The sequence below is a fragment of the Legionella dresdenensis genome (genome assembly GCF_042649825.1).
In the GTDB taxonomy this organism is placed as follows: Bacteria; Pseudomonadota; Gammaproteobacteria; order Legionellales; family Legionellaceae; genus Legionella_C; species Legionella_C dresdenensis.
On the sequence record NZ_JBHSAB010000001.1, the window covers coordinates 454,796 to 468,269 of the forward strand.

Consider the following 13,474-nt stretch of genomic DNA (forward strand, 5'->3'; position numbering starts at 1 on the left):
ACAGCCCCGCAAGCCTGCAAGAACCTAGAATAATGGCAAATGCTGTAAAAGAATCTCGCCCTTGGTACCACCACTTAATTTATTAAATTCCTGTAATGATTCCCGAACTACTTTTGCAGCAGTATTTTTGTAGAAAAAAGAATCTCTTCTTAAATCAGCGACTTTGGTACGTGCCTGCGTTATTTTATCAGCTTCACTCAATTCCCCAGCATCAATTTCATGTATTGCATTAACTAGACTACAAACAGATTTTGCTTTCAACGCGCCATCACGCCATTCTCCAAAATACTGCTCCGCAAGCTGTTTTTTGTATTTTAAAAAAGGCTCTATACATGCTTGCAGACCTGGTGTTTTGAAATCCGAATCTAATTCCAGCAACAGAAAAGATGCCAGTTCATTGTTCGCATTATTTTTCCTGTTGCCCTGCCCATTTAAGACTAAATGATACATTTTTTGAATATAGTCGCCCACGAGGTGCAATCCACTGAAGTTAAATTTAATGGTCATCGCTATCAGACTGTTAACAATATCCGCAGTAACCCCATCGAGTTCCTGTATTTTTTTCCCAAGTGCACGGCCAAAACCTGTCCTGCTCGTTTCCAGGTATCCGCCAGCCTTTGAGGTTGTATAAATTATGGCATAAAGCATTGCCAATTCTGAGGCGCACACAGACAGACAAACGGCACTCCCTAAATAGGGAAGCGTGTTCAGCGCGGTTTCTACTGCTGGTATGGGGCTGTTTTTTTTAGCTGATTTTTGATAATTACTCCGAGCATTTAACACCGCTATCATGCAGCCATAAAGCGCCTGTTTGGTAATATCTTTGGTTTCCATTTTCTTGACTGCTAAAACATTAATAACATCTTTTCGAGTTTCACATTTTTTAAAGGGATCGTCAGATAAAGGCTCTTTACCTTTCATGTTTTTCTGATGGATAATTAAACAATCGTAAGATTGTTTATAAATTCCCTCTATATCAACCGAAGGAATGTTTTGCTTAAGAGCAGAAGCGCTGGAATCGGCTTGCAAAATATCAAGCCCTGGCTGATAAATTGCTTCGAAGCTAGCTACTTCAGTGCCGGTTGACACTAGAAAACAGGAGAAAATTCGGTGCAATTGGTAGGTAATATGGTTTGGTTCAAAATTCCCTTTTTCATTCAGACTGCTTAATTTACTTTTTAAATTAGCCAGTGCCTGCTCTTCTGTTAGCATATTAACTCCCTGTTAGCTGTCCTGTATTAGCTTAGTCTAATTCTAATCGCTCTGTTAACCCTGGCGAGCGATTTTCATATGGGCCGCCCTTTCCCTGTTTATCAGATAGAGATTCCGTGAATAAATAAAAATGCCGCTTACCTGTCCAATGATAAATACCGGATCGCGTTTATAAATGGCATACATAGCCAACGTAATACCGCCAAGCAAGCTCAAGTACCAAAATACAACCGGAATAACACTACGTTTTTCTTTTTCACTGATTACCCATTGCACCAAAAAACGGGCAGAGAAAATTGCCTGACCAAGCAGACCTATTGCAAGCCATATATATTCTTTATTCATTAACCAAAATCTCCGGAGCACATCGTCTTTTTAATAACCAGCGCACGCCTATTAAATCATGAATACCAACGAACAATCTATTCATCACACCATATTTTGACTGGCCAAACCAACGCGGCCGATGATTAACCGGTACATTAACCAGTTGATAGCCGGCCCGCTTGAAAAGCGCCGGCAAAAAGCGGTGCAGGTGATTAAAATGCGGCAGACTTAAAAAGGCGTCTCTCGGAAATAGCTTCAAACTGCATCCAGTATCCGGGCAATCATCTTTTAAAAACAGTTGCCGTACTGTATTGCCAGTTCGCGAGGAGAATTTGCGTAACCAATTATCATCACGCTTCGTCCGGTTACCCAACACAACCACTTTTTCGTTGCTGAAATGATTAAATAATAAGGAAATATCAGCCGGATCATTCTGGCCATCGCCATCCAGGGTTACCAGAACCGGATAACGCGCGGCTTTGGCGCCGCTGATTAACCCTGCGCTCTGGCCGTAATTCTGCTTATGACACAACACGCGTAAATTGGAATGGCAGGCGGAAAGAGCAAGCAATTTTTCCCGGGTACCGTCCTTACTGCCGTCATCGATAAAAATAACCTCAAAAATGAACTGGTTTTCAGGCAGGGCTGCAACAATTTCCAGATACAGATTTTCAACATTATCCACTTCATTATATACGGGGATAATTACTGATAATTCGTTTAATTTACTCACATCTATCGCCTATAAAAATTAGATTGCACGTTGCCAGGCTGGTTTTAACCAGTTTTTCTTTTGCAGCACCCAAAGCAACAAACCAATTTCCAGTAAAGTCAGGTAACTGGCTGCCAGCACATCGCTCAGATAATGATGGGTTAACAAGACCCGTGATGCCGCCACCAGGAAACCGCCGATAGCAAAAGCATAGCAATAACGAGGAAATAATACACACAAACCTAACGCAACCCCCATTATGGTTGTGGTATGTCCTGACGGAAATGACCAAAAGGGCGCTTTGGTCTGCAGGCCATAAAAACCATAAGCCTGGCTTTTGAATAACATATCGGGACGCGCTCTGCCCAATAACACCTTCAATACCCCGCAAATTACGCCAGGAATCAGAACGCATAACCAGAGAAACCACATTCTGGCTTCCCATAATGGATTTTTTTTAACATACCGGAAAAACAATGCAGCCGCTAAAAATAAAGCAAGGTAAATAACACCAAGTCCTAACTTGGTAAACCAGTTCATAACTGTCAGGTTAGTACGAAAATCAATTCCAGCCAGATCAATGGCAAGCGGTCTGTCAATATACAAAAATGCAACGACTATAAAAGTAACTATGCTCAGCGCAATAAATGGCCTGGTCATAAAAGCCAGGAAACGACTAAAAACTGATGACATTCTGTTTTTCTCCTTATACCTGTGAATTAACCAGCAATAAATCGACCCAACGCCCTTTGCTGTAATTAAATCCCCTTGTTTTTGCAACCACATTCAACGAGGGATAACGCTGTCTGGCCGATTCAAAACTGTTTGCATCAAACAACCCTAAAGCATTCCCGCCCGACAGGGCTTTATAAGCATTATCCGCATCAGTAAACCGCACCTGCTCTGTATTCAGATTGAACACCAGGCTCGGCTCTTCAAAACCAACAACAGTTAGCAACTGATTGTTATGGTTTTTGACCAATTCAGCAACATTACGGGTTAACCAGACAGGTTTCATTGCTGGCAATAACTGGTTAAATGTTATCGCAAAAACAATAATACCAAGCGCTGTTGACAGTTTGAACGCCTGATTATACTGGCCTTTCCATGCCTGTTTGACTGTTAATACAGTCAGAATCACGGCCGCTGCCAACAAACCCCGGCTTGCCCAATCAAGAGTACCTGTCATCTGATAGAAGGAGGTCACAATGGCTGCCGCAAGCCCGATACTTAAAATTCCCCACAAAATCTGCAGAAAATGCAGGAAACGCCCGGGCTTCGCCCCGTCCTGAACAGCCAGGGCAGACAATATCGCCAGTGCGGGTAATAAAGGAAGGATATATTGCGGTAACTTAGTAGGCATGCATTCAAAAAATAGCCAGGTAGGAATTAACCAGGCCAACAAAAATCTGACCACGGCCAGATTACGATTTTTCCAGGCATACTCCGCTGCCGGCCATAGAAACAGTGAGGCTGGCCAAAATGTAAGCGGCAGGATAAATAAGTGGAATAAAGGCGGTTTACCATGTGATTCATGACCGCCTTGTAATTTGGGCAGCAAATCCTTATTAATCATTTGCAGCAGATAATTGCTATGCTCAGCATGATTCACCAGCGCGAGCCAAAGCATATTAATACCAGCAAACAGGGCAACGCCTCCAAGGGGCCGCAGACCAGACACCCATTTAAAAGAACGTTCGCTGCCGCACAAGGCCGCGATAGTCAACAACCCGACCAAAGGCGTTACCCCTTTCAGTAAAAAGCCGTAACTCATTGCCAACCAAAACGCGAACGCCCAACCCCAATGCGCTTTTCGCCCTTCCATACTTGCCTGGTAGACTATCCACAAACTGCCCTGCATTAGCAGGACAGAAAACAGCAGAGAGGCATCAATAACAGCCATATGAGCCTCAATAACCAGCAGCAGACAAGCAGCCAGCATTACAGCAGCGGTGATTGCAGCCTTACTGCTAATAAACCGTTTACTAAACCACCAGGTAAAAATAACAGCCAGCAAAGCGCCAAGCGTTGACGGTACCCGGTAAGGCCAGATATCAGTTGAATCAGCATCACTGAATAATTTGACGCTGCCAGCCTGCAACCAGTTTATTCCCGGCGGCTTTTGAAACCGGGTTTTCTCTTGAAAACGAATCTGAAAATAATTTCCCGATTGCAACATCTGTCGGGTAGCCTGGGCAAAATGCGCTTCATCACGGTCAATAACAGGCAGCTTGGCAATGCCAGGCATAAATAAGAGCAACGAGAGCAGAGCCAGCGCAAAAAGAGAATTATATCGAGACAAGATCAAAACTAATTAAAAAACAGAATGTGCGATAAGGTACTTGAAATTTACCGGAATGAACAGCCTTGACTAATTTTTTTTACAAAACATTCCTCTTCATGAACAAACCTGTTTCAGCTACAATCCGCCAACATAATTTTTAAATCAAAATCATGATTGAATTAACATCTATCCAACAAGCGGCTGTCTGGATTATACCCGTCTTGTTTGCAATTACAGTTCACGAAGCCGCTCATGGCTGGGTAGCTTACAAATTAGGCGATACAACTGCCAAGATGCTGGGGCGCCTGACATTTAATCCAATAAAGCATATTGATCCAGTCGGAACTATCGCCGTTCCCATACTGGTATTGGTATTAAGCAATTACAGCTTTGTATTCGGCTGGGCAAAACCCGTTCCAATTAACAGCAATAACTTCCGTAAACCCAGGCGAGATATGGCATTAGCCACCGCTGCTGGCCCGGCGTCAAATCTGCTGATGGCAATTTTCTGGGCGATTGTGCTCAAACTGGCGACCTTTCTGAACCCGGCCCAGTCGGCAGCCGCCCTGTTTATGCTGCTGTCTGCCCGTGCTGGCATTCTTATTAATCTGTTACTGGCCTACCTTAACCTGATACCCATTCCCCCCCTTGACGGAAGCCGCATAGTTGCCAGCCTGCTGCCAGCGCGTTATGCTATGGTTTACCAGAAAATTGAACCTTTCGGATTTTTTATTTTATTGGCTATGATGTTGACCGGTGTTTTAAACTGGATTTTAACGCCACTGATGAAAGGCTCACTACAGGCTATAAGCAGCTTACTTAATATATGAAAATTATCGCTGATGCAACATTACCAGGCCTTGCCGAAGCTTTTCCGCATCCTTTTGAATTATCGCTTTTTGAGCAGGCAAGTGATTTACATAAACATTTGCATGGACAGGATATTTTACTTTGCCGTTCAACTCTGCATGTCGATGAAGCGCTTCTGGATGGGCACCATTTACGCTATGTTGCCACGGCCAGCAGCGGTACTGATCATATCGACAAACATTATCTTGATCGGCGGGATATCCAGCTAATCGACGCCAAAGGCAGCAATGCCATTGCCGTTGCCGACTATGTACTTTCCTGCCTGGCTTATTTACAAACCTACACTGACTTTAAACCCCCTCTCCCGTATCGGGAGAGGGCTGGGGAGAGGGAAACCAGGAAAGCCGCCGTAATCGGAATGGGGGCTGTTGGTTCAATTGTAGCCCAACGGCTACAGGCGTTGGGTTATCCGATACTAAGCTTTGATCCGCCAAGAGCAGAACGGGATCCGGCTTATAAAAGCGCACATATCCACGAACTGGCAGAATGTAACCTGATTTGCATCCACGCGAGCCTGCATGATAACGAACCTTACCCCAGCCGTAATCTGTTGGACAAACAATTTCTGCAACAGCTAAAACCCAATACCGCAATTATTAATGCATCACGCGGTGAAATCGTTTCTGAAGACGCGCTGCTCAAGTTAAGTACCCCGCTTTACTATTGCACTGACGTTTACGCCGATGAGCCGGATATTGACGCCAAACTTGTTGACTATGCTACCCTCTGCACCCCTCATATTGCCGGGCATAGTATTGAAGCCAAGCTTGGCGCGGTCAGGATGGTCAGTGAAAAGCTGCATCACGCCTGTAAACTGGCGCTGCCGACATTCACGCCCGCTCTTGTTGAGGAACCTCGTATTATCCAGCCTGGACAGAGCTGGCAAAATTATATTTTGTCGCTGTTTAATCCTGTTGACGATACTGTAGGGTTAAAATTGGCCAGCGACAAAACAGAGGCGTTCCTTAAACTGCGAAAAGCCCATTCGTCACGCCATGACTTCCGGGCCTATGCACCAGAAGCGGACCACATCTGGAACACAGTGTAGGTTAGGTCGTTCCGATCCAATAAATATGTCTATCAAGTATTTCAATCTTATAATCAACTCAGCGTCTATAAGGGCGTGAAGCAGCAGCTCTTTGTGCAGCAGCGGCTGCGGCAGCTCTTTGTGCGGCAGCCGCTCTTTGCGCTGCGGCGGCTGCTGCTGCTCGCTGAGACTCCTGCTGCCGTCGTTGTTGCTCTTGTTGTTGCCTTCGTTGTTGCTCTTGCTGCTGTCGTCGTTGCTGCTCCTGTTGGCGCTGTCTTTGTTCTTGCAGCTGCTGTCTCTGTTGTTGTTCTTGCTGGCGACGTTGCTGCTCCTGTTGGCGACGTTGCTGCTCTTGTTGGCGACGTTGCTGCTCTTGTTGTCTGCGCTGTTGTTCTTGGCGACGTTGCTGTTCCTGCTGTTGCCTCTGCCGTGCTTCCTGCTGACGTCTTTGCTGTTCTTGCTGTTGTCTACGTTGTAGTTCCTGTTGGCGGCGTTGCTGTTCTTGCTGTTGCCTTCGCTGCTGTTCCTGTTGACGTCTTTGCTGTTCTTGCTGCTGTTGTTGACGTAGTTGGCTCTGCTGTTGCATTCCCCGCTGCGCTGCCTGCTGCATATTTCTTTGAACCTGCTGCGTTTTTTGGTTTTGTAAAGTAGGTTTTTGTAATTTTTGCACTGCGGGAGTGGAGCGAATTGAAGTCATTGGTTTTGCCGGTTGAGTTATCGCTCTCTGAGGTACCCTGGGTTGAGTATTTTGCATTGTCACTGGCGCAAAAAACCGTTGTGTTGAACGATGATTTGGATTAATGACATATACTGGTGCTTTAATGGGTACGCTAGGCTTATTCGATGATGTAGAACTGCTGGATATAGACTTATATACAGGCTGTATTCTTATTCCAGAAGAGGAATTTGGTACAGGTTTCATTGTAGGTAATGGTTTGTTATTCTCAGGGCATGGTTTTTGTATACTTTTATTTTGAGCAGGAATCGATTGCGTCTTACCTTTTGAATGATTGCTATTTGAATTATCTGTCCTGGGTTTATATGAATCTGGCTTTCTTTGATTGATATAATGCTGTTTTTGATTTTTTACCGCATTTTGTTGTTCAGCCAGAGCTTTCTTTTTAGATTCATTTGCTTTAGTGGTTGTTGTATTTAATGACGGCCTATAATTCATTCCTATTGTTGAAGATAATGAGTTTATAGGCTGTTTTGGCTGTGGTTTAATAGTGTAAGTTCTATTTAAACCTGGTTTTTTTACAATTTTTGGTTTATCAGTGTTATCGTGGCTTGCGTTTGATGTTAATTTTTTTTGCACATTTTTTAAAAAATCAGGTGCTGTTTCGTCTAAATTTTCAAATGTTAACTCCTTTTTAGTATATTGCTGCATGATACTTAAAAATGTTCTTCTGGGTGGAGGATTGCTATTTGATGCTTTGTGTTCATCTGGCTTTGCGTGACTGGCAGATGCTATTTCCTCAGTTTTTTCTAATACCAGCTCCTTTTTAGTATATTGCTGCATAATACCCAAAAATGTTCTTCTGGGTTGAGGATTAGCATTTGATGTTTTGTGTTCATCTGGCGTTGCGTGACTGGCAGATGCTATTTCCTCAGTTTTTTCTAATACCAACTCTTTTTTAGTATATTGCTGCATAATACCTAAAAATGTTCTTCTAGGTTGAGGATTTGTATTTGATGGCTTGTGCTCATTTGAAACTGCATGACCTACAGGTGTTATTCTTCCTGCGTTATTAACCGCGAGCTCCTTTTTAGTATATTGTTGCATAATACCTAAAAACGTTTTTTTGGGTTGACGATTGGTATTTGATAGCTTGGATTCATCCAATACTGGAGAATGCCCTGATAGGCTGTTATTTTCAGATCTCTCTTTTTTTGAATAGCTGTTCATTAAATCTTTAAAAGTTGGCTTTTCCTTCGGGGCACTCTTTGCAGACATATTTTTATTGATTTGTGTAGTTGCGTTTTTTGATGTGGAAGATTGGGTAGTTTTATTATTTCCATAAACAAAATACGGATCTTTTAGGTTATTTTGCTTTTTGTACTCAGGATGAATGGAATCCTGCTTGTTTTCACTTGCACTTTCCGGTTTCTTTGCTTCAGAATTACTGCTAAATTTAATTGCATTTGGGGCACAAATTGGAAAACAAGAGGGGTAGTTATATAATTTTGTTATATCGTATGCCGTCTGCTGTTTTTTGTTTTTGATAGTTGGATCAACTTTCAATACTTTTAAAAAATGCTTCAATGCAACGCTACGACCATTTTGAGCTGCGATATGAAAAGCTGTATTACCTTGAGAATCTTGAGAATTAAGGAATTCGTGGTTATGTCCTACCTCACTAACAAGCGTATCGATTAGTTGTAAATAGCCATTAGCAGCCGCCATGTGCAACAGTGTTTTATTATTTGAAGTAGAATGCGGTTGCGTTAACAACGCATGTAATTGCTTTTCTGTACAAATATTTTTTGCGTGAGCAAGTAAGGTTTGAAAATGTTTAAATAAATTATTGTGTACAGTATAGGAAAAGTAGGCATGCAGTTCTTCTGCTTTTAATTCAGGTATCTTTTTTAGTTCAATATTAGTGCTAGAATTTCGTTGTTTATTAGCCGGGGCGCCATTAGGTATTGCCCATTCATGATACCCACCTCGAGCCCTATAGTCAGGATGAATTACTCGCCAAAACATACTTTTAGAATTATGTTGTACCTCGGGTACCAAGCGCATTACCCCCAACCGCTGGTCACCTGCAGTACTTGATGAGCAATGCTCCCAACGAAATTTTTCATGACATTTTTGGGGATTCTCTTTAATACTTGAGATAAGCTCTTCATTGGTAATATCAGAACACAATTGCGTTTTTTCTAATGTTAGTTGCTCAAGGTGTTGTAATAATAATTGATTACAGATTTCATAGTGCTTTTCCCTGGATAAGCCAAATTGTTTCTTTTTTAACTGTATCTCAAAATAACAGCTATAAGCCGTTGGTTGCAACATTTTTTTACTGTTTAAACTATTTAACATCGTATAAAGACTCCAAAAGAAGATTGAAGTCAGACTTAATATAACTATGGCGGATAGGTGTAATATCCTCATCATCGTCACAATCATCCAACACCATTTCGCCGTACTCAAAGAGCCATACTTCTGGCCGATTATTATGCCACTTTAAATAATAGATAGAACCGTGATCATCCTCGGCAAATGGTAAAGTCTCGGCCGCCAACTCATCTGCAAAATTATTAATTGTGTCCCATATATTACGATCACCATTCTTAACAATACCAACAAAATAAAAATGACTTAATGTTAAAACATTATTATTTTCATCAAAAAAATAACTCCATTTTGGACGACAACCATTATAGTTAATCCAAATATCTTTTAGGTATTTTGGTATAGGATGGCCAAAGTGATACTCGAGTTCAGTTATATCCTCTTCAGCAATTTTTGGTTTATCTTTATGAACATAGGGAGAAAAATCTAACTGTTCAAGTGAAAAAGGATGCGACTTTCGAAATTTAATTAGTTGCTGATATGCGTTTTCATATTCATCATCATCTCCTAAAAGCAGCCTCTTATCTTCGTCCGTTAGTTTTTCTTCTGCGAATATTGTTTGATAAATCAAATGACCTCTCGCTAAATGTAAAGCCTCCACTCCATCGTTATTTTCAAGAGTTAGATCAGCATTTTCCTCTATTAAAAACTCCACAATATTTAAATGACTTCCACTCGCCGCATACATTAATGCTGAATAACCCTGATTATCTTGAAAATTAATTTCAGCACCCTTTCCCAGTGCCTTTTCTAGCGAAGGAAGATCATTTGTTTTTGCTGAAAAAAGCAGCTCATAATTAATGATTAATTGATAAAGTTCTTTGTTGTTTAGTGCATAATCACAAGCAACTTTACCATCATGATTGGTTAATAGCGGATTCGCCCCTATTGTTAACAGATATTCCGCAAGCTCCAGATTTGAATTTATGGCAGACAGTATTAAAGCTGTATTACCATCATCGAACTGTTGTAAATTTATATCGATACCTGATTCTGCTAAAGATTTTATTTCATTTAGAGATGCTGGATTACTTTTGACATGCTGGATAAAGTAATTTATTTCTTTGCTGTTATTGTTAACCATAATTTTCTAAATTTCCCTGTTATTAGCCCTGCGATAAAAAATTCTTAAATAGTATAAATACGACTTAATTACTTTTAGCACAACTTTTAAACCTAGTTAAAACCGGGCATACTACTTTCAAAAAAAACATTTTGATTTTGCTCATAGGTAATCACTTTGGGTACCTCAGTATTGTTTACTTCCAAAATTCCTTCTTCAACAAAGGTTGAAAATATATCGGGATCTGTTATTAAATCAAACATATTTTGTCCATTTTCAAGACATACAGAAGTATCTGCACCTTCACTAATCAAAAATTGAATGGCTTCAAGATTGTTATTTTCTGCAGCAATAAGTAGAGCTGTGTATCCATCACCGCCAGAAAAATCTATAGAAGCACCCCTTGCCAAAGAATTTCGCATAGCCTTAATATTGCCTTGGGAAGCTGCAATTAAAAATTCATAACTTTTTAATAATACATATCCATGGGACTGGCTTAATGCAAGATCACTTGCTTTTTCACCATGCTTATTAGTTATAAGAGGATTTGCGCCTTGCTTTAGCAGATATTCAACTAATCGCTCATTTTCAGCATCAACTGCAATCATTAATGCAGTATATCCATCTTTATTTTGAAAATTTATATCAGCACCCTCCATCAAAAACTCTTTCACCTTTTGCATTCGAACGTCATACCCACTTACATATTCTAAAAACAGGGTATTTGTTCGTTCTTGTACTGGTAACTTATTTAATAACGCTTTTTTCTCTAGCTTTAACAATAAATCATGGATTGATGAGCCAACGGGTGCCAGATCACTTGCTTTTTGCCCAAAAGAGTTTGTTACAAATGGATCAAATTTCGGCATCTTTGCAAGATATTCAGCTACTTCATAATTTCTATAAGCTATAGCTAACATAACCAGGGTATACTCATTGTATGGTGATAAAAGTACGTTAATATCATAGTCTTCCCGTTCACAACCGATAAACTCACAGATACTTTCCGTACATTCTTTATTCATAAGTTGTTTAGCAAGAGAATCAATGTGAGAAAGTTTCGATTTATAATAAGCTAATTTTTCCTCCTTTTTTTGGGATAAGACCGATTGAATGCGCTTAGCTTCCTCTATTTTTATGCGCTTTTTATTCTCTTTTTCGTTTAATATTTCTTTCTCAACTATAATCCTTAATAGCTCATTTGTATTCAATGGGCGCTGCAGTTCTTTTTCTGCTTTTTCTATTAAAGGCTTTGCCCGATACATTGCATCCCTTCTTTGAACTATAGCTGCATCCAGCCTCCAATTTTCTTCCCGTGTACGCACTTCGCTTTCTGTTTTTCTCTTAGTTTCTTCACTTAACTTAATCTTTTCTAGTTTTTCTAATTCTTTTAGCTCTTCAAGTTTTCTTGTCTCTTCTCGTTTTTTGGCTTTTATTTCTTTTTTAATCTCTTCTCTAAAATCAGCTTCTTCTTGTAATCTGGCTTTTACTTTTAATCTGACGGCTTCAAATTTTTCAACACTGTCATGACTGCCCCAGATTTGCGAGCGAGCCTCCTCTAACAATCTGGATTCTTCCAGCCAGTTAGCTTCCCCCTGCTTTCTAGCTTCTAACGACTTTCTGGCTTCTTCCAGCTTTCTGGCTTCTTCCAGCTTTCTGGCTTCTTCCAGCTTTCTGGCTTCTTCCAGCTTTCTGGCTTCTTCCAACTTTCTGGCTTCTTCCAACTTTCTGGCCTCTTCCAACTTTCTGGCTTCCTCCCTTTTTCTGGCTTCTACCAGCATTCTGGCTTCTTCTGGTAATTTGTCTTCCTCCAGCTTTCTTGCCTCCTCCAACTTTCTTGACTCCTCTAGCTTTCTTGCCTCCTCCAGCTTTCTTGCCTCCTTCAGCTTTCTTAACTCCTCCAGCTTTATTGCCTCTTCCAGCTTTCTTGCCTCTTCCAACTTTCTTGCCTCTTCCAACTTTCTGGCCTCTTCCAATTTTCTGACCTCTTCCAACTTTCTGGCCTCTTCCTGCTTTCTAGCCTCTTCTTGCTTTCTAGCCTCTTCCAGCTTTCTAGCTTCTTCCTCCGCTCTAAGCTTCTCTTGCCTTTCAGCTTCTCGTTCTTTAATCAGTTTCTTCCTTTTAACCTCTTCTTCTCTGAGCTTCACTTGTTCCGGAAATGTAAGTTTTTCAACATTAGGCATATCCGTAAAAGCTTGAGGGCAAGGAGAAATTACCAGCATATCTGGTCTTAAGTGCAATTTAAAAACTGTTTCATAGAGTGAATCTTTTGAAAATGTTGACCAAAAACCGCCCAATTCTTTCGACGCATAAAAACCGCTAGTTCTACAAAATATGGCATCTGATGAAAACTTCATTTGATTACTATATTTTCCAAAGACCATACTTGCTGTCCATAAATACCTGCAGTTATCAACCGGTCCAGATATAAAAATACCACCATTTTTTGGTGTGGGACACTCATCTGCCCTAGACAGCAAATAGCTAATCATAGCCATAGCAAATCGGACTCTATCTGCTTCATTTATTGGAAATACCTCCTTTGGTATATCTCCGACGGATTTTTCATTCTGGTTACTATTACCATACATTTCTGATATTCCTTTTATTATCCAAATTAATTGCGAGGATTAATCAATCTTATTGATTTTATTAACTAAATTTCCATTCAAGTTATTGAATTTTTTTGAATTATATTAACGCATTTTTTTCAAGTCAATTGAAATGTCAGCCATTATAAATTTCTATCTAACAATACATATAACAACTGCTATGAAAAATAATATTTTTTTCGTGCAGAACAATATTTGTAGGCTGGGTCGAAACCACCACATATTGCCTTGTACAAAGTATTTTTTTATAGAGTAATTATAAATTTTTCTCTCCTTTGTTATAATATTCCCTAA

10 protein-coding genes are annotated in these 13,474 nt (G+C 40.6%); 2 read left to right on the forward strand and 8 right to left on the reverse strand.

What is annotated here, in order from left to right:
* Nucleotides 1-24: 24 nt before the first annotated feature.
* The 5 genes from ACFORL_RS01960 to ACFORL_RS01980 are packed head-to-tail and all read right to left on the reverse strand — an operon-like array spanning nt 25 to nt 4,559.
* Nucleotides 25-1,212, reverse strand: a complete 1,188-nt coding sequence (locus ACFORL_RS01960) for a hypothetical protein (RefSeq protein ID WP_382340568.1) — start codon at nt 1,210-1,212, stop codon at nt 25-27.
* Between the two features lie 54 nt (nt 1,213-1,266).
* A complete protein-coding gene (locus ACFORL_RS01965) occupies nt 1,267-1,557 on the reverse strand; it encodes a lipid-A-disaccharide synthase N-terminal domain-containing protein (protein ID WP_382340570.1) in 291 nt (96 codons plus the stop codon).
* Nucleotides 1,550-2,272, reverse strand: a complete 723-nt coding sequence (locus ACFORL_RS01970) for a glycosyltransferase family 2 protein (RefSeq protein ID WP_382340572.1) — start codon at nt 2,270-2,272, stop codon at nt 1,550-1,552. Before ACFORL_RS01970 ends, ACFORL_RS01965 begins: the two co-directional genes overlap by 8 nt.
* Nucleotides 2,273-2,290: 18 nt before the next feature.
* On the reverse strand, nt 2,291-2,944 hold the full coding sequence (locus tag ACFORL_RS01975; RefSeq protein WP_382340574.1) for a phosphatase PAP2 family protein: 654 nt from the start codon (nt 2,942-2,944) through the stop codon (nt 2,291-2,293).
* A 13-nt stretch (nt 2,945-2,957) separates the two neighbouring features.
* A complete protein-coding gene (locus tag ACFORL_RS01980; protein WP_382340576.1) occupies nt 2,958-4,559 on the reverse strand; it encodes an ArnT family glycosyltransferase in 1,602 nt (533 codons plus the stop codon).
* A gap of 146 nt (nt 4,560-4,705) precedes the next feature.
* Between ACFORL_RS01980 and ACFORL_RS01985 the strand changes: the two genes are divergently transcribed.
* Nucleotides 4,706-5,365 carry a site-2 protease family protein gene (locus tag ACFORL_RS01985; RefSeq protein ID WP_382340578.1) on the forward strand — a complete coding sequence of 220 codons (660 nt, stop codon included), beginning with the start codon at nt 4,706-4,708 and terminating at the stop codon, nt 5,363-5,365.
* The gene (locus ACFORL_RS01990) at nt 5,362-6,453 is read left to right on the forward strand and encodes a 4-phosphoerythronate dehydrogenase (protein ID WP_382340579.1); all 1,092 of its coding nucleotides are present in this window, start codon (nt 5,362-5,364) and stop codon (nt 6,451-6,453) included. The genes ACFORL_RS01985 and ACFORL_RS01990 overlap by 4 nt, the downstream gene beginning before the upstream one ends.
* A gap of 58 nt (nt 6,454-6,511) precedes the next feature.
* Here ACFORL_RS01990 and ACFORL_RS01995 read toward each other — a convergent pair whose 3' ends face one another.
* The 3 genes from ACFORL_RS01995 to ACFORL_RS02005 all read right to left on the reverse strand — a co-directional run bounded on the left by ACFORL_RS01995 (nt 6,512) and on the right by ACFORL_RS02005 (nt 13,159).
* Complete coding sequence (locus tag ACFORL_RS01995) at nt 6,512-9,472, reverse strand: ankyrin repeat domain-containing protein (RefSeq protein WP_382340581.1); 2,961 nt, start codon at nt 9,470-9,472, stop codon at nt 6,512-6,514.
* Nucleotides 9,462-10,589: an ankyrin repeat domain-containing protein gene (locus ACFORL_RS02000; protein WP_382340582.1), complete on the reverse strand. Its 1,128-nt coding sequence runs from the start codon at nt 10,587-10,589 to the stop codon at nt 9,462-9,464. Before ACFORL_RS02000 ends, ACFORL_RS01995 begins: the two co-directional genes overlap by 11 nt.
* Before the next feature lie 92 nt (nt 10,590-10,681).
* Nucleotides 10,682-13,159: an ankyrin repeat domain-containing protein gene (locus tag ACFORL_RS02005; RefSeq protein ID WP_382340584.1), complete on the reverse strand. Its 2,478-nt coding sequence runs from the start codon at nt 13,157-13,159 to the stop codon at nt 10,682-10,684.
* Nucleotides 13,160-13,474 lie beyond the last annotated feature (315 nt).